Genomic DNA, 15,555 nt, shown 5'->3' with positions numbered 1-15,555 from the left:
ACTCTCAGAGGAGCTCGAGGTTGTTCTTCAGCTCCAGCGGGGTGACCTGGCCACGGTAGGCCTCCCACTCCTTGCGCTTGTTGAGCAGCACGTAGTTGAAGACCGACTCGCCGAGCGTCTCGGCGACGAGCTCGGAGCTCTCCATGTACTCGAGTGCGTGGTCGAGGCTCGCCGGCAGCGCCGAGTAGCCGAGCGCGCGACGCTCGGCATCGCTCAGCGACCACACGTTGTCCTCGGCCTCGGGAGGAAGCTCGTACTCCTCCTCGATGCCTTTGAGGCCCGCAGCGAGCATGAGCGCGTAGGCGAGATACGGGTTGGCCGCCGAGTCGAGCGCGCGGTACTCGACACGAGACGAGCCGCCCTTGTTCGGCTTGTACATCGGGACGCGCACGAGCGCCGAACGGTTGTTGTGCCCCCAGGTGACGAAGCTCGGAGCCTCGTCACCGCCCCAGAGACGCTTGTACGAGTTCACGAACTGGTTCGTGACGGCAGCCATCTCGTTGGCGTGCCGCAGCAGGCCGGCGATGAAGTGACGGCCCGTCTTCGAAAGCTGGTACTTGGCGCCCTCTTCGTAGAACGCGTTGCGCTCGCCCTCGAACAGCGACATGTGGGTGTGCATGCCGCTTCCGGGGTGACCGCTGAGGGGCTTCGGCATGAACGTCGCGTAGACGCCCTGCTCGATCGCGACCTCTTTGATGACCGTGCGGAAGGTCATCACGTTGTCGGCCATGGTGAGCGCATCCGCATAACGGAGATCGATCTCGTTCTGACCGGGGCCGCCCTCGTGGTGGCTGAACTCGACCGAGATGCCGAGGTCTTCGAGCATCCGCACCGAGCGACGACGGAAGTCGTGCGCCGTGCCGCCGGGCACGTTGTCGAAGTAGCCGGCGGAGTCGACGGGCACGGGCCCCTCCGGACCGAACGACGACGACTTCAGCAGGTAGAACTCGATCTCGGGATGCGTGTAGAACGTGAAGCCGGCATCCGCAGCCTTGGCCAGGGTGCGCTTGAGCACGTGCCGGGGGTCGGAGACCGCCGGGCGACCGTCGGGCGTCGTGATGTCGCAGAACATGCGCGCGGTGGGGTCGATCTCACCGCGCCACGGCAGGGTCTGGAAGGTCGTGGGGTCGGGCTGCGCGAGCAGATCGGACTCGTAGCTGCGGGTCAGGCCCTCGATCGCAGAGCCGTCGAAGCCGATCCCCTCGGCGAATGCGCCCTCGACCTCGGCCGGGGCGATGGCGACGGACTTGAGCGTGCCGATGACGTCGGTGAACCACAGGCGCACGAACTTGACGCCGCGCTCCTCGATCGTCCGGAGGACGAAATCCCTCTGCTTGTCCATGGTCACTCTGCGCCCTTGCCGATGCCGGCGTCCCAGCCGCTCTCGGCTGCTTCCTCGTCGGCCCAGGCGCGCGAGCGCTCCTGGAGCTTCTCGGGCGCACGGCTCGCCTCGGCTTCCGTGTCGAAGGGTCCGACTCGGTCGGCGGACGGCGAGATCATGCCGAACTCCACCTGACCGGTCTCCAGGTTGTACCAGTACTTCTCATCGCCGTTCGACATGGCAGATCCCCTTCATCACGTGGTGTCATCGATCCTACTGGCGCTGACGACGGTCGCTAAGCTATCGACCATGGCAAAAGCGATCGGCGTCGACATCGGCGGCACGGGTATCAAGGCAGGCATCGTCGACCTCGAGCACGGCATCATGGCCTCTGACAGGGTGCGTGTCCCCACGCCGGAGGGCGCATCGCCCCAGGACGTGCTGGAGGCCGTGAAGACGGTCCTGAAGACCCTCGACGTGCACGACTCGACCCTTCCCCTCGGCGTGGCGTTCCCCGCCATCGTCAAGCGCGGCAAGACCCTCTCGGCCGCGAACGTCTCGAAGGAATGGGTCGACTTCGACGCCGAGCGGTTCTTCCGCGACGGTCTCGGTCGCAACATCGTCTTCGTGAACGACGCGGATGCCGCCGGCGTCGCCGAGGCCCGCCACGGCGCAGCCCGCGATGTGCGCGGCTTCACGCTCCTCACGACCCTCGGCACGGGCATCGGCTCGGCGTTCCTCTACGACGGCGTGCTCCTGCCCAACACCGAGCTCGGTCATCTGAACTTCGGCAAGTACGAGTCGGTGGAGACGTACGCGGCGACGTCGGCGCGCGAGCGCGAAGGCCTGAGCTGGGCCGACTGGGCCGAGCGTCTGCAGGAGTTCTACTCGCACATCGAGTTCCTGTTCAGCCCCGACCTGTTCGTCGTCGGCGGCGGCGTGTCGAAGAACGCGGGAGACTTCCTGCCGCTGCTCGATCTCAAGACGCCGATCGTCCCCGCGATCCACCGCAACAACTCGGGCATCATCGGCGCGGCGTCGCTCGCCGGAGACTGAACGGCATCCTCGACCACGACGAAGAAGGCCCCGCCGGATCGGCGGGGCCTTCTGCATGTCTGGACGAATGGGCCGACCTGTACGCCGGGTTCTGTTCCGGGGTTCTTCGCCCCTTCGACGGCCATCTCTCTCGGCGACACGTTGCCGTGGCACTCTAGCGGTCTACCCGAGGACTCGGCGAGCCGCGTCAACATCCTCTGTCTGACCTTGCTCCGGACGAGGTTTACCTGGCGGGCCATGTCACCATGGCCCCCGGTGGTCTCTTACACCACCCTTTCACCCTTACCCCTTGCGGGGCGGTCTGCTCTCTGTGGCACTTTCTCGCGGATTGCTCCGGGTGGGCGTTACCCACCGTCCTGCCCTGAGGAGCCCGGACGTTCCTCGGTGCGGTTGCCCGCCACGCGGCCGTCCAGTCGACCCATTCGCAGTCCCAGTCTACGTCGAGCCGCGGCTACTTCTCGGCCGACTCCGCGATGCGCAGATCGAGCGGCACGTCGATCGGGAAGCCGCCGAAGAGCCGTCGGGTGGCGACCGCTGCGGCGTCGCGCACGGCATCCGCCGCCGCCTCGGCCTGATCGGCAGGAACGTGCAGGATCACCTCGTCATGCAGGAAGAACGCCAGGTGCGCGCGGGAACGGAACACTCCGGATGCCGCCGCGGGCCGCTCCGCATCGGGCAGCGCCTGCAGGCGGTGCCTGATCTCGGCGAGCCAGATGAGCGACCACTCAGCCGCCGTGCCCTGCACCACGAAGTTGCGGGTGAACCGGCCCCAGTCCCTCGCACGGCGCCGCGCGAGAGCGACGTCCGCGGGATCGGCGTCGGCATCCGTCGCACGCGCCTGCATCGCCTCCCACTCCGCGGACGGACGAGGCGAGGAGCGTCCGAGCCAGGTCGAGACGACTCCCCCGTCCTCCCCGAATCGCGCGGCCTTGTCGACGAGAGCCATGGCGCGCGGATACACCTTGCGCAGACGAGGGACGAGGCGGCCGCTGTCGCCGGTCGTCGCGCCGTACATCGCGCCGAGCACCGCGTACTTGGCCTCTTCGCGGGTGGCGACGGCCCCGGATTCCACGACCCCGGCATAGAGGTCCTTGCCCTGCGCAGCCTTCGCCATCGCCCGGTCTCCGGCCATGCCGGCGAGCATCCGCGGCTCGAGCTGCGCGACGTCGGCGACGACGAGGGTCCACCCCTCGTCCGCGCGCACGGCCGCGCGCAGGTTGCGCGGGAGCTGGAGGGCTCCCCCGCCGGCGGATGCCCAGCGCCCGGTCACGACGCCGCCGGTGATGTAGATCGGCCGGAAGCGACCGTCATGCACCCACTCGGCGAGCCACGCCCACCCGTTCGCGCTGAGCAGCCGCGACAGCTTCTTGTACGCCAGCAGGGGTTCGACGACCGCGTGGCTATGCTGGGCGAGCTCCCACCGGCTGGTCGACTCGACCTGCACTCCGACCCGGTGCAGCGCCCGGAGCAGCTTCGGCTGGCTCTCGAGGTTCAGCGTGGGGTCGCTGAGGATCGAGCGCACCCGCTCGCCCTGCGCCACCATGTGGCTGGGAAGACCACCCGCGACCGGGCGCGTGCCGAGGATCTCGGTGAGGATGCCGTCGTGCACCGACTCGTTCCACGGCACGCCCGCGGCGCGCATCTCCTCGGCGATGAGTCCCCCGGCGGATTCCGCGGAGGCGAGCAGCGTCAGCCGGCCGTCCTTGCCGTCGCGAAGCACCCGGCGCTGCTCGCGGTACTGGTCGAGGGCGTCGCCCACGGGGTCGCCCGAGTCGCTCTGCTCCACGACGTCGAAGAGGGCCGGGGCCTCGTCGACGGGGTCGCGTCGCACCCACGATGCCGAGGGCGCGAGAGGCCGCGCCACCTTGTCGGTGTCGCGGAGGATCGCGTGACAGAGCAGCAGGTCGTGCGAACGCCCCAGGAGCACACCGGCATCGAGCAGCACCGGGTAGATCTCTCGCGCACTGCGGATCACCCAGCGCGGCGCGTTCTCGTGTTCCTGAGCCGCGACCCACGCCGGCATCTCGGCAGCCTCGAGCTCCACGCGTCCGATCTCGGAATCGTCCGCGCCGAGTTCGACCGCCGTGTATCCGCCGGCCCGGGCCAGCAGTGCGACACGGCGTTCCGGAGGCCTCTGAGAGGTCACCGCCGCCGCGCGCACGGCGCGGGGATCACAGCCCGGATTCCTCGGTGCGGACGAGGATGCAGCCGCACTCGGGGCACGAGACGACGAGGTCGTCTGCGGCGTTCCGGATGTCGTTCAGGTCGGTGCCGGGAAGGAGCATGCGGCACCCCTCGCACGTTCCGCGGGTGAGCAGCGCAGCGCCGGCGCTGTTGGCCGTCCGCCGCGTGTACTCCGCCAGCAGCGGCGCGGGAAGGGCTGCGGTGACCGCCTCGCGGTCGCGCGTCAGCTGCGCCCCCAGCTCGGTGGCCGCAGCGACGTCTGCCTTGGCCTGCGCGGTGAGCGCGCTTCCCTCGGCGGTGGTGGTGGCGAGCAGTGCCTGCTGGGCCGCGACTGCCGCATCGGCGTCCTCGACACGACCCATCACGTCGAGCTCGATGTCTTCGAGATCGCTCTGGCGCTTCAGGAGACTGGCGATCTCGTGCTCGAGCGCCTGCGCGTCCTTGGGGTTGGTCGCGGTCGCGAGCCGATCGGCATCGCGAGCACGACGCTGTTCGACGAGCCTGACGTCGGCCTCGAGGCGCGTGAGCTCGGTGCGTACGTCGTCGCGCGTGCCGGTGAGAGCCGTCAGCTCACGGAGCTGCTCCTGGCGGATGGCGACGAGCTCGGTGATCCGAGCTCCCTGTGCGGGCTTGGTGCGTGCGCGCTCCGCCTGCGCGATGCGCCGGTCCAGGTCGGCGACGTCGAGCAGGATGCGCTGGTGTTCTGGGCTGGCGTTCACGCTCTCAAATCTAGTCGCTGCACGGTCGCGTGCATCACCCGACCTGCCCGTCGAGGTACAGCCACGAGCGTCCCTCCCGTACGAAGCGACTGCGCTCGTGCAGGGATCCACGCTCTGCGCCCTGGCGGAAGAACGCCTCGAACTCGACGACGCCCTCACGATCGAACGGCCCGCCGGCGACGCGATCGACGATCACGAGCCTCTTCCAGACCAGGTCGTCATCGAGGTCGAGCACCGCCGGGCGGGTCGAGGGATGCCAGCTCGCGCGAAGGTATGCCGCATCGCGCAGCGCGAACGCGGTGAACCGGGACCGCATCAGGCGCTCGGCCGTCGGGGCTGCAGACCCCGCGAGCAGCGGTCCGCAGCATCCGCCGAAGACATCGCCCGACCCGCACGGGCATCTGGTCGCATCGCCGGTGATGCCGTCACCGACCGCCGCGTCTCGCTCTCCTGTCACGGCACAAGCGTACGCTGGCGGCATGACGGCTCTTCCTCAATTCACCGCGCACAACGGCTTCACGCTTCCCGCCCTCGGATTCGGCACCTACGCCCTCAACGGTGACGCAGGAGCCGCCTCGGTGACCACGGCGATCGGCGCCGGATACCGGCTGCTCGACTCGGCCTTCAACTACGAGAACGAGGGATCCGTCGGTCGGGGCGTGCGCGCCGCCGATGTCGATCGTGCCGAGATCATCGTCACGACGAAGCTCCCCGGTCGCCACCACCCGCGCGACAAGGCCCGCACGAGCATCGAGGAGAGCCGCTCGCGCCTCGGCGTCGACGCCATCGACCTGCACCTGATCCACTGGCCGAACCCCCACCAGGACGAGTACGTGCAGGCCTGGGAGGCGCTGGTCGAGGCCCAGCAGCGCGGGACCGTCAGGCAGATCGGCGTCTCGAACTTCCTCCCCGAACACCTCGAGCGCATCGAGCGCGAGACGGGCGTGCGCCCGGTCGTGAACCAGATCGAGGTGCACCCGTACTTCCCGCAGCACGAGCAGCTGGCCTATCACCGTGAGCACGGAATCATCACCGAGGCCTGGAGCCCGCTCGGGCGCGCCAAGGAGCTGATCGAGGAGCAGGTGATCGGCGAGGTCGCCGCCGCGCACGGGATCTCCCCCGCACAGACGGTGCTGGCCTGGCATGTCGCACGTGAGACCGTCGCGATCCCGAAGGCGTCATCGCTGGAGCATCAGGCGTCGAACCTGGCGGCCGGCGAGATCGTGCTGACCGCCGCAGAGGTCGAGGCGATCAGCGCGCTCGGACGCCCCGACGGCCGACTCTTCGACGCCGACCCGGCGACGCACGAGGAGTCCTGAGCACCACTCGTAGACTGGCGGGCATGCTCGTCGTCGCGGGAATCCGCATCACTCCGGTGACGGCACGGGTGTACTTCGGCATCCAGGCTCTCGCCGGTGCGCTGTGGTGGATCGCGGTTCCGCTGTCCGATGTCGTACGCCGAGCCACCCTCGGAGACCTCCCGGTCGCCACGGTGGCGATGTTCGACGTCCCGCTCTTCGTGGTCGCCTCCGCACTGGCCGCTGCGGGTGTCCGCTGGGCCCTCTGGGTGGCGGCGCCGTGGACGGCCCTGGTGGCCGCAGGCATGTGCGTCTATGCCACGGTCACCTCGCTCGCCGGCTGGGGCGCACTCCTGATGGTGGTCGCCGCCGGAGCGAGCATCGCGGCGGCGATCATCGTGCTCTGCGGGCGCGTCCCGGTGGAATGGATGGTCACCGGTCCGCTCGCCTTCCGGTCCGCCGACCGCGTCGGCGCCGGGCGCCTCCTCGCCCGCACAGGCATGCAGACTCTCTTCTTCTGGGGCACCTTCCTCGTCGCGATCCCCGTCGTCGTCTCGATCGTCGAAGCGCGCTGGATGCTCCGGGTCGAGCTTCCGCTCGCGGTACGGATCTCCGGTGGCATCCTGCTGGTCTGCGCCACCGCACTCGGCATCTGGTCGGCCGTGTCGATGTCGGTGAAGGGCGAGGGCACACCGCTTCCGTCGCAAATGGCGCACCGGCTCGTCGTCACCGGCCCCTACCGGTACGTGCGCAACCCGATGGCGGTCGCAGGCATCGCTCAGGGTGTCGCGGTGGGCCTGCTGCTCGGGTCGTGGATGGTGGTGGCGTACTCGCTCTTCGGTTCGGTGCTCTGGAACACGGTCGTGCGGCCGCTCGAGGAGGCGGACCTGCACGCCAGGTTCGGGTCGGACTTCGTCGCGTATCGCCGCCGCGTCGCCTGCTGGGTGCCGGTCAGACCCGCTGCGTCCCGAGCACTCTGAGAAGTTCGAGCTTGCTCTCGGCGTCGCTGCCGGGCGCGGCAGTCAGGACGATCAGCGCCTGCGATTCGTCCTCGGTGAAGAGCGCTTGGCAGTCGACCTCGATCGGCCCGATCTCCGGATGGATGAGCACCTTGTGGTCCTCGAAGCGCCGGCGCACCTCGTGCACGTCCCAGAGCTCGGCGAACTCGGCGCTGCCGGAGGAGAGCTCCCTGACGATGTCTCCCGCTCGCGAGCGCTCACCCAGAGCGCCGTACGCCGCGCGGAGCGATGCGACGAGCACGCGGCTGTGCCGAGGATGGTCGGCCAGCGGGTACCGGCCGCGCTCGTCGTCAGGGTGTGCGAACCACCGGTAGATGCCGCTGCGCTCGAGTCCCTCGAGGCCGCTCGCGTCGCCGAGGAGAGCCCGCGCCGCGTCGTTCTGGATGAGCACCTCGTCGAGCACGGACACCACGAACGCCGGTGTGTCGTCGAGACGATCGAGGACGCGGAGCATGCCGGGGTGCACGTAATCGGTGAACATCGTGCGGTCGGGAGCACTGTGTCCGCAGACGCGGTGCAGATAGTCGCGCTCATCGGGAGTGAGTCTCAGGGCCCTGGCCAGGGATGCGAGGATCTGCACGCTCGGCTGCGGCCCCCGCTGCTGTTCGAGACGTGCGTAGTAGTCGGTCGACATCGAGGCCAGCTGAGCGACCTCCTCGCGGCGGAGACCGGGCGTGCGACGTCGTGCCCCGGCGCCGAGACCGACGTCGGACGGTTTCAGCTGCTCCCTGCGCCGCAGGAGGAACTCTGCCAGTGCCTGTCTGTCCACCCCCTCAGTATCTCGCGCGACCCGTCGCCCATCCAGGGATCGCGGATCCCTGGATGGGCGCTCTCTGGTGAGCGGGTGCGCCGGCCCGGAGAGTGGAGTCATGGACATCAGCGGAAACACCATCTTCATCCCCGGGGCGACGAGCGGAATCGGACTCGCCCTCGCTCAGTGCCTCGCTGCGCGCGGCAACACGGTCATCGTCGGCGGGCGCCGCACGGCGCTGCTCGAGCGGATCGCGACGGAGAACCCCGGAATCGACACGGTGCAGATCGACACGACGGATGCCGACAGCATCCGCGCCGCAGCGGAGACCGTCGTGACCCGGCACCCGAATCTCAACGTGGTGATCACGATGGCCGGGATCATGCGCACCGAGGACTGGACGACGCCCGCAGGCTTCCTCGAGACCGCGGAGGCGACCGTGACGACCAACCTGCTCGGCCCGATCCGACTGATCGCCGCCTTCATCGAGCACCTGCGCACCGTGCCGGACGCGACGATCATGACGGTCTCCTCCGGTCTCGCCTTCGCCCCGCTGCGGGTGACACCGACCTACAACGCGACCAAGGCGGCGATCCACATGCTCAGCGAATCGGTGCGCCTGCAGCTGGCAGGCACGAGCGTGAGAGTGCTCGAACTCGAGCCGCCCGCAGTGCGCACCTCCCTCATGCCCGGCCAGGAGTCGAGCGACTTCGCGATGCCGCTCGAGGCCTTCGTCGACGAGGTCATGGAGCTGATCGAGACTCAGCCGGACGCGACCGAGATCCAGGTCGAGAACGTCAGGTTCCTCCGGTACGGCGAGGCGCGTGGCGACTACGCACAGGTCGTGGAGACGCTGAATCGGCGCGATCCGCACGCTCGCTGAGCCGGCGGGCGTCGACCGGGCTGTCAGAGCGCCGCGTCGACCGCCTGCTGCGCCGTCGGGTGGGTGAACTCGAACCCTGATCGCTCGAGTGCGACCGGTCGCACGTCCGCATCCGACAGGAGCAGCGAGTCGGCGGCGGCGCGGCTCAGCGCGAGGCGGAGGGCCCAGCTGGGAGCAGGGATCCAGAACGGACGTCGCATCCTCGTGGCGAGGGCGCGACCGATATCGTTCGCCGAGGCCCGCGTGGGACCCGTGAAGTTGACCGGGCCGTCGAGGCGGGCGTCGATCACATGGCGGATGCCGCGGACCTCGTCGTCGAGCGAGATCCACGGCCAGATCTGGGTGCCGGGTCCGATGGGACCCGCGACGCCGAACCGGGTCAGCTGGATCAGCGGTTTGAGGACGCCCCGGCGATGGATGATCGGCGCGGTCCGCAACAGCGACACGCGCGTGTGCTCGCCCGCGCGCAGCGCCTCCTGCTCCCACCGCACGCAGAGCTGGGCGAGGAACGTGTCGCCCGGGAGGGACGCCTCGGTCAGGGTCTCCCCCGGTGCCGAGCCGTAGTAGCCGACGGCGGATGCCGAGACGAACGCCGGTGCGTCGTCGCGCAGCGCACGCACAGCTGTCGCGAGGGTGCGGGTCGTCGTGAGGCGGGACTCGGCGAGCTCACGGCGGTACCGGCGAGTCCAGGGAAGCCGGCCGACGCTCGCGCCGCCGAGTGCGACGACGGCATCGGCGCCCGCCAGCACGTCGGGATCGAGCTCACGCTCTCCCGGTCTCCACTCGACCTCGGACGGCCCACGTGGCGTCCGACGCACGAGCGTCGTCACCTCCACGTCGTCAGCCCGCAGCGACGCCGCCAGCGCCGTGCCGATGAGACCAGATGCTCCGCTGATCACGATCCGCTGCGTCATGGCTGCTCCTTCTCTCCGACGACCGGGTTCGCGCCGTCTCCGCGAGTCTGTCACGTCCGCTCGCTCTCCGGCGATGTCGGAGCCGGCAGGTACGTTCCGAGCGTGACCGAACCCGTGCAGCAGTGGTGGGCGAGACGCCAGTTCTCCCGCGGGCGCGACGTGCCCTACGACGTCGGTACCTATCGCTCGGCATGGGCCGCCTACCCCGAGCTGATCCGCCAGTACCACCCCGAACTCAACCACGGCATCGTGCTCTCGCAGGTGCCGCTGGCGGCCGATGTGCTCCTGTGCTGGGAGTGCCGGCTCGGGCACCGCTTCGCTGCGACGCCCACCGAGCAACGCGAACGCCCCGGACGCGTGCGCCGGCAGTCGTCGTGGTGTCCTGAGTGCTCGTCACTCGCCCGCCCGCAACCGGTGGTCCTCGGCGAAGCCCGCGCGATCCCGCGACGACCGAAGCCGCCGACGACGCTGTGCACGAAGACGCCCGATCTCCCCGCCGGAGAGGCGTTCCTGAGCGTGTGCGCTCCCGCCGTGGCCTCAGCCACCGAGGCGAGGGTGCGCGCTGCCCTCACCCGACGACTGGCATGCGTCTCGGGAATGAACGCGGTCAAGATCTCACGGCCGTTCTTCCGCCACACCGAAGTCTGGCCCGACATCCTCCTGCCCGAGCTGCGGGTCGCGATCGAATACGACACCGTCGGCCGACACGGGCTCGAGCACGTCGGCAAGCGACAGGATGCCGACCTGCGCAAGGATCGGGCCCTGCGGGCCACCGGCTGGGAGGTCGTCCGCATCCGCACCGGAAAGCTCGAGCCGCTGGGTCCCCACGATCTGCAGATGCCGTCGTTCACCGCGCGCGGTCTCGATCGACTGCTCGACACGCTCCGCGAGATCCGAGGGTCGCTGATGCTCGACGCCTACCTGGTCGACGACTGAGGCAGCGCATCGCTCGCCCCTAGTCTCCTCGGGCCTCTTCCTCGACCTCGCGCACGACGGCATCCCACTCGGACCTCAGGAACCGCGCATCGCCCGCGGCCACGATCTGGGCGTTGTCGTTCGGCCCGACCTCGGGGCGCATCGTCAGCCCGCCGACGTCGAGACTGGGCACGCTGCGCCGGATGCACTCGACGCTGCCCCGCACGAGCAGGTCGGCGGTCTGCTCGGGCGACGTCGCCGCGCCGATGACCGCGTCGTCGTGAGCGATGAGCAGTGCCCGCCAGATCGGCTGTCGAGCGTCCGGATCCAGCGTGTACTGCATGAGTCCCTGTGGCGCCGCCTCGACCACGATGACGATCGAACCGTCGACCGGTTGCTCCACCCCTGCGTCCCCGTCCATGACGGTCCCCTGACCCGGGCGTCCCCACGCCCGCTATCCGCACAGGCTACTGCGAAAACTCGTCCGCGAGAGGACTTACGGTTCGCGAACTACGACCGATATCTACAACGGGGAGCGAAGGAGGAGGACCGTGACCAGCACCTACATCGAGACCGGCGGGCATGTACGCGTCTATGACGACGCCGTGCGCACCCACCAGGTCTTCCCTCTCGGCACCTATCGGGTGCACTTCACCTCGAAAGAGGGCTTCAGCCTCATCAAGGTCGACGACCTGACCGTGGGGACGGAGCGCATCTACGGCGGACGCGACAAGAAGGTCGACAAGATCTTCCGGTCGTACGCGCTCTCGGATCGCAGTCTCGGTGTGATGCTCTCCGGCGACAAGGGGATCGGCAAGACGCTGTTCCTGCGCATGGTCGCGGAGGAGGCCCGAGAGCAGTGCCTTCCCGTCGTGATCGTGTCGGAGGACAACGACGGCATCGTCGAGTTCCTGGACAGCCTGGACGAATGTCTCATCGTGTTCGACGAGTTCGAGAAGAACTTCCCGGCAGGGCGCCGCGGCATCGCGGACGGGTCGAACCGTCAGAACCAGTTCCTGTCGCTCTTCGACGGACTCTCGTCGGTCAAACGCATCTACTGCCTCACGGTCAACGACATCGCCGACGTGAGCACGTACATCGTCAATCGCCCCGGGCGATTCCACTACCACATGCGCTTCGAGTACCCCGGCCCCGACGAAGTCAGGCAGTACCTGCTCGACCAGGCCCCGCATGCCCACCCCGACGAGATCGAGAACGTCGCGCTCTTCTCCCGCAGAGCACGCCTGAACTACGATCACCTCCGCGCGATCGCCTTCGAGCTCGACCAACCGGACACCCTGTTCTCGGAGATCGTCGAGGATCTCAACATCAAGTCGGTCGAGCCGAGCACCTATCGCATCGAGGCGCGGTTCCCCGACGGCAAGGTCTGGTCGGATGAGGTCGAGATGAACCTCTTCGAGCGCGGCGACGTCGGTCGCACCTACGAGCTCCGCAACTCGACCCGCTCGATCTTCGCGTCGTTCGTGCCGAAGGACCTGATCTTCGAACCGGACGGCAGCATCTTCGTGCCGATCCACAAGCTCGACCTGCTCGACGACGAGGACGAGGAACCCGAGGTCTACCCCACCACGGTCAGCCTCATCCTGGTCGGACAGGCGAGCTACGGGTTCGGGCTCTGAATCGTCGAGGCCGCGAGGCCGCGGCGCTCAGGGGCGTCAGACGCCGACGGCGTGCGACAGGATCGCACGAGTGAAGCGCTGACCGCTCTCGGTGAGCCTCTCGAAGTAGGCGTCGAGCACCGACGCCGACGAACGCGATGTCGGCGGCGCGTCGACGGCAGGCGAATCTGCGTAGTGACGATCGAGGGCGTCCCGCAGCATCCGCACCCCCTCGGCGCGCTGCTGCGACACAGCCGCGTGCGAGACGCCGAGCTCGTCGGCGATCTCTTTGACCGTGCGATCTTCGAAGTAGATCGCACGGACGACGACGCGCTTGCGATCGGGCAGGGCATCCACCGCACGGCGGAGGAACTCATCGCGCTCTGAGGCGATGGCAAGCTCTTCGGGAAGGTATCCGGTCCAGACGATCTCGGGGGCGTCCGGCGCGTCGAGGCTCGTCACCATCCGCTCGGCGTCGGCGAGTCCCTCGCGCACCGTGGCCGTGTCGACACCCATGGCGGCAGCGATCTCGGTGACGGAGGGAGTGCGTCCCAAGGCCGAGGTGAGCGTCTGCCGGACCTTCGCCGTCGCCTTGGCGCGCACCCGCACCTCACGAGGCGCCCAGTCCATCGCCCGCAGCTCGTCCTTCAGCGCCCAGTTCACGCGCCCGCGTGCGAACGCGCCGAACGGGACGCCGAGCGTGGCATCGAACTTCTCAGCGGCGCGCACGAGAGCGAACGCGCCGGCGGAGGCCAGATCGTCACGGGAGACATGAGTCAGTCGAGAGGCGACGTAGGCCGTCGCTGCTCCGACGATGTGCAGGTGATCGACCACGAGCTGGTTGCGCGCACGCATCGGCATCGGATCCGCCTCTTCTCACTGTAAGTGCAAGCCCTCCCCAGCGACTCACAGTGCGACCTCTCCCCAGTGGCCAGAACTACTTTCAACTACATGCTAGGGCCGAGAAGGGCACGAAAGATCCCCGACGGCCGAAACCACCGGGGATCTTCGTTTACGTTCAGATAACGATGACTAGTCGTTCACCTTGACGCGGCGGTTCACCTCACGCGTCGCCGAGAACTTCAGCACCGTGTAGTCGTTCACCTCGGCGTCGCCCTCATCCTTCGCGAACTGCACGCGATGCCCCTTGTGGGTCTGCGGGTAGAACTTGCCGAAGTTGGTGAGAGTGACGGTGTTCCCCCGGCCCACGAGATCGAGCAGCTCGTCGATCATCGCGCTGTATGCCGTCTGTGCCGCCTGCACCGAGATGCCCCCGCGTCGCGCGAACCTCTGCACGAATTCACGCTTGCTCACCCGGTTGGTCTCGAGCGTCCTTGATGTGCTCATGTCGTCTTCCGTCCCATGGAATGCGCTCGTCGCCGAACGCCTTGCGCTGTACCCCTACCAGCCATCCATGGCGCGCGCAGGATCCCATCTCCTGCGACGACGCCGGGATCTGCCAGTACCCCAGCCTGTGCCCTCAGAGCCTACGGGCTCTTCCTTGGTATATGCGGTGAATCTCGATATTCTCTGCTTTCCCCCGGCTCACGCCGATCACCGGCGGTCGGGTCATGAAGACGATCAGCCCCCGAGCAGCGCCCGGATCGGATAGGTCTGGTCGTCGAGGATCGTCTGCGTCGCGCGTCCTGTCTCACGGTGGATCAGGATCGGCGCTCGCAGGTTGACGTGCACGCCGTCCGCCGACGGATTCGCCACGACGAACACATCGACCTCGGAGGAGTCGACGGCATCCACCTCTGCGAACACGTCCGCAGGCACGACCGGGGCGTACCCCGGGTCGGCCGAGCGCGGATCCAGGACGAAGAGTCGGACGTCGGCGTCGGTCGCACGCAACGCGTACAGCCCGTCGGCCCCGGCGATCGGTTCGAGCGCGAAGGCCCGGTACGGGCTGAGACCCAGCATCGGAGAGCGGAACTCGACGCGGATGCTCGTCGTCTCGGCGGTGGTGGTGCTCATCGCAGGAACTCCAGAAGGTTGGTCTGCAGCGATCGCGCGGTCACCTGCAGGGCTGATTGGAACACGAGCTCGGCGGACTGCAGCTTGACCAGGACCTCGAGACTGTCGACGTTCTCGACTTCGGCGCGACGCGCCTCGAGGTCGGTCGACGCCGACAGGTTCTGCGACGCGGCGCGCTCGAGCTGCACCTGACGAGCACCGGTGGCTCCTCGGGCGGAGACGACGTCCTTCAGCCGAGCGTCGATGTCGTCGAGACGTCCACCGACATCCGCTCCGCCACGAAGCTCCGCGGCGATGTCGTTCAGCAGCGCGAAAGCGCTGGCGGCTCCCTGGCCGAACGCCTGCGCCCCGTCGAAGTCGACGCGCACGGTCTCGTTGTCGCTGATGCGCCGACGCACTCCCTCACCCGGGATGCCGTTGAAGGCGAAGGTGCCGGTGTCGAACGCCGTGCCCGAATCGCTCGTGCCGGCGAACACGCTGCGCCCGAGCACCGTGGTGTTCGCCTGAGCGAGCAACTCTGCGCTGATGGTCTCGAGCTCCTGCGCGATGGACTCGCGCGCGGTCGGGCTGAGCGCCCCGGAGTTCGCACCCTGCACGGTGAGGTCGCGCGCTCGATTGAGAAGGTCGGTACTGGCCCCGAGCGCCGTGTCGACCGTGGTCACCCAGGCCATCCCATCACTGAGGTTGCGGGCGAACTGCGCGACACGGGACTGATCGCCGTGCACGCCGAGCGTGGTCGCGGCAGCGGCCGGATCCTCGCTGGGCGTGCGGAAGGCACGCTGCGAGGCGGCCTGGTTCTGCAGTCGCTCGCGGTCGGCGAGGTTCGCCTGCAGAGTCCGCAGCGACTGCTGCGTCATCGTGTTGCTCGTGATGCGTCCGATCATGATGGCTCTCCCCAG

The 15,555-nt window shown here is 68.5% G+C and carries 18 protein-coding genes and 1 other RNA gene; 6 read left to right on the top strand and 13 right to left on the bottom strand.

From position 1 onward, the window contains the following. Positions 1-4 precede the first annotated feature (4 nt). Both glnA and ACTJKH_RS14535 read right to left on the bottom strand, forming a co-directional pair. Positions 5-1,342, bottom strand: coding sequence for a type I glutamate--ammonia ligase (gene glnA / locus ACTJKH_RS14540; RefSeq protein ID WP_042541155.1), 1,338 nt, complete (start codon positions 1,340-1,342; stop codon positions 5-7). A gap of 2 nt (positions 1,343-1,344) precedes the next feature. After that, positions 1,345-1,560, bottom strand: coding sequence for an SPOR domain-containing protein (locus ACTJKH_RS14535; RefSeq protein WP_210098084.1), 216 nt, complete (start codon positions 1,558-1,560; stop codon positions 1,345-1,347). Positions 1,561-1,630: 70 nt separating this feature from the next. On the opposite strand from ACTJKH_RS14535, the gene ppgK reads away from it, so the two are divergent. Next, the gene (gene ppgK / locus ACTJKH_RS14530; RefSeq protein ID WP_440737502.1) at positions 1,631-2,377 is read left to right on the top strand and encodes a polyphosphate--glucose phosphotransferase; all 747 of its coding nucleotides are present in this window, start codon (positions 1,631-1,633) and stop codon (positions 2,375-2,377) included. 64 nt (positions 2,378-2,441) lie between these two features. On the opposite strand, the gene rnpB is transcribed toward ppgK, so the two are convergent. From rnpB to ACTJKH_RS14510, 4 genes are all read right to left on the bottom strand, one after another. Continuing rightward, positions 2,442-2,798: RNase P RNA component class A (gene rnpB, locus ACTJKH_RS14525), an RNA gene on the bottom strand. Between the two features lie 30 nt (positions 2,799-2,828). Next, entirely contained in the window at positions 2,829-4,523 is a 1,695-nt protein-coding gene (locus tag ACTJKH_RS14520) for a bifunctional 3'-5' exonuclease/DNA polymerase (protein WP_440737501.1), read from the bottom strand. A 25-nt stretch (positions 4,524-4,548) separates the two neighbouring features. After that, positions 4,549-5,280, bottom strand: coding sequence for a zinc ribbon domain-containing protein (locus tag ACTJKH_RS14515; RefSeq protein WP_440737500.1), 732 nt, complete (start codon positions 5,278-5,280; stop codon positions 4,549-4,551). A gap of 34 nt (positions 5,281-5,314) precedes the next feature. Continuing rightward, positions 5,315-5,737 carry a YchJ family protein gene (locus tag ACTJKH_RS14510; protein ID WP_440737499.1) on the bottom strand — a complete coding sequence of 141 codons (423 nt, stop codon included), beginning with the start codon at positions 5,735-5,737 and terminating at the stop codon, positions 5,315-5,317. 22 nt (positions 5,738-5,759) lie between these two features. Here ACTJKH_RS14510 and ACTJKH_RS14505 point away from each other — a divergent pair, with 22 nt between their 5' ends. Together ACTJKH_RS14505 and ACTJKH_RS14500 are read left to right on the top strand one after the other, a co-directional pair. Beyond that, positions 5,760-6,599, top strand: a complete 840-nt coding sequence (locus ACTJKH_RS14505) for an aldo/keto reductase (RefSeq protein WP_440737498.1) — start codon at positions 5,760-5,762, stop codon at positions 6,597-6,599. Between the two features lie 23 nt (positions 6,600-6,622). After that, positions 6,623-7,558, top strand: coding sequence for a methyltransferase family protein (locus ACTJKH_RS14500; protein WP_440737497.1), 936 nt, complete (start codon positions 6,623-6,625; stop codon positions 7,556-7,558). On the opposite strand, the gene ACTJKH_RS14495 is transcribed toward ACTJKH_RS14500, so the two are convergent. Continuing rightward, complete coding sequence (locus ACTJKH_RS14495) at positions 7,530-8,366, bottom strand: helix-turn-helix transcriptional regulator (protein WP_440737496.1); 837 nt, start codon at positions 8,364-8,366, stop codon at positions 7,530-7,532. The two genes, ACTJKH_RS14500 and ACTJKH_RS14495, sit on opposite strands and share 29 nt — an antisense overlap. Positions 8,367-8,466: 100 nt before the next feature. On the opposite strand from ACTJKH_RS14495, the gene ACTJKH_RS14490 reads away from it, so the two are divergent. Beyond that, entirely contained in the window at positions 8,467-9,231 is a 765-nt protein-coding gene (locus ACTJKH_RS14490) for an SDR family oxidoreductase (protein ID WP_440737495.1), read from the top strand. Between the two features lie 23 nt (positions 9,232-9,254). Here ACTJKH_RS14490 and ACTJKH_RS14485 read toward each other — a convergent pair whose 3' ends face one another. After that, on the bottom strand, positions 9,255-10,145 hold the full coding sequence (locus ACTJKH_RS14485; protein WP_440737494.1) for a TIGR01777 family oxidoreductase: 891 nt from the start codon (positions 10,143-10,145) through the stop codon (positions 9,255-9,257). A gap of 102 nt (positions 10,146-10,247) precedes the next feature. Here ACTJKH_RS14485 and ACTJKH_RS14480 point away from each other — a divergent pair, with 102 nt between their 5' ends. Further along, entirely contained in the window at positions 10,248-11,081 is an 834-nt protein-coding gene (locus ACTJKH_RS14480; protein WP_440737493.1) for a hypothetical protein, read from the top strand. Positions 11,082-11,100: 19 nt separating this feature from the next. Here ACTJKH_RS14480 and ACTJKH_RS14475 read toward each other — a convergent pair whose 3' ends face one another. Continuing rightward, positions 11,101-11,481, bottom strand: coding sequence for a hypothetical protein (locus ACTJKH_RS14475; RefSeq protein ID WP_440737492.1), 381 nt, complete (start codon positions 11,479-11,481; stop codon positions 11,101-11,103). Positions 11,482-11,611: 130 nt separating this feature from the next. Between ACTJKH_RS14475 and ACTJKH_RS14470 the strand changes: the two genes are divergently transcribed. Further along, the gene (locus tag ACTJKH_RS14470; RefSeq protein ID WP_440737491.1) at positions 11,612-12,700 is read left to right on the top strand and encodes an AAA family ATPase; all 1,089 of its coding nucleotides are present in this window, start codon (positions 11,612-11,614) and stop codon (positions 12,698-12,700) included. 36 nt (positions 12,701-12,736) lie between these two features. Here ACTJKH_RS14470 and ACTJKH_RS14465 read toward each other — a convergent pair whose 3' ends face one another. From ACTJKH_RS14465 to flgL, 4 genes are all read right to left on the bottom strand, one after another. After that, a complete protein-coding gene (locus ACTJKH_RS14465; protein WP_440737490.1) occupies positions 12,737-13,540 on the bottom strand; it encodes a sigma-70 family RNA polymerase sigma factor in 804 nt (267 codons plus the stop codon). A 171-nt stretch (positions 13,541-13,711) separates the two neighbouring features. Next, on the bottom strand, positions 13,712-14,026 hold the full coding sequence (locus tag ACTJKH_RS14460) for an HU family DNA-binding protein (RefSeq protein ID WP_210098113.1): 315 nt from the start codon (positions 14,024-14,026) through the stop codon (positions 13,712-13,714). 234 nt (positions 14,027-14,260) lie between these two features. Then, on the bottom strand, positions 14,261-14,656 hold the full coding sequence (locus ACTJKH_RS14455) for a flagellar assembly protein FliW (protein WP_259162650.1): 396 nt from the start codon (positions 14,654-14,656) through the stop codon (positions 14,261-14,263). Beyond that, positions 14,653-15,540: a flagellar hook-associated protein FlgL gene (flgL, locus tag ACTJKH_RS14450; protein ID WP_440737489.1), complete on the bottom strand. Its 888-nt coding sequence runs from the start codon at positions 15,538-15,540 to the stop codon at positions 14,653-14,655. The genes ACTJKH_RS14455 and flgL overlap by 4 nt, the downstream gene beginning before the upstream one ends. Positions 15,541-15,555: the final 15 nt, after the last annotated feature.

The organism is Microbacterium sp. 22215, from assembly GCF_052045655.1.
GTDB lineage: Bacteria > Actinomycetota > Actinomycetes > Actinomycetales > Microbacteriaceae > Microbacterium > Microbacterium phyllosphaerae.
This window is presented reverse-complemented; position numbering and strand designations above follow the sequence as displayed.

Coding starts and splice junctions, on each gene's coding strand:
- flgL (WP_440737489.1), bottom strand. CDS start 15,540: ATGATCGGACGCATCACGAGCAACACGATGACGCAGCAGTCGCTGCGG.
- ppgK (WP_440737502.1), top strand. CDS start 1,631: ATGGCAAAAGCGATCGGCGTCGACATCGGCGGCACGGGTATCAAGGCA.
- glnA (WP_042541155.1), bottom strand. CDS start 1,342: ATGGACAAGCAGAGGGATTTCGTCCTCCGGACGATCGAGGAGCGCGGC.
- ACTJKH_RS14460 (WP_210098113.1), bottom strand. CDS start 14,026: ATGAGCACATCAAGGACGCTCGAGACCAACCGGGTGAGCAAGCGTGAA.
- ACTJKH_RS14465 (WP_440737490.1), bottom strand. CDS start 13,540: ATGCCGATGCGTGCGCGCAACCAGCTCGTGGTCGATCACCTGCACATC.
- ACTJKH_RS14505 (WP_440737498.1), top strand. CDS start 5,760: ATGACGGCTCTTCCTCAATTCACCGCGCACAACGGCTTCACGCTTCCC.
- ACTJKH_RS14485 (WP_440737494.1), bottom strand. CDS start 10,145: ATGACGCAGCGGATCGTGATCAGCGGAGCATCTGGTCTCATCGGCACG.
- ACTJKH_RS14500 (WP_440737497.1), top strand. CDS start 6,623: ATGCTCGTCGTCGCGGGAATCCGCATCACTCCGGTGACGGCACGGGTG.
- ACTJKH_RS14455 (WP_259162650.1), bottom strand. CDS start 14,656: ATGAGCACCACCACCGCCGAGACGACGAGCATCCGCGTCGAGTTCCGC.
- ACTJKH_RS14475 (WP_440737492.1), bottom strand. CDS start 11,481: ATGGACGGGGACGCAGGGGTGGAGCAACCGGTCGACGGTTCGATCGTC.
- ACTJKH_RS14490 (WP_440737495.1), top strand. CDS start 8,467: ATGGACATCAGCGGAAACACCATCTTCATCCCCGGGGCGACGAGCGGA.
- ACTJKH_RS14535 (WP_210098084.1), bottom strand. CDS start 1,560: ATGTCGAACGGCGATGAGAAGTACTGGTACAACCTGGAGACCGGTCAG.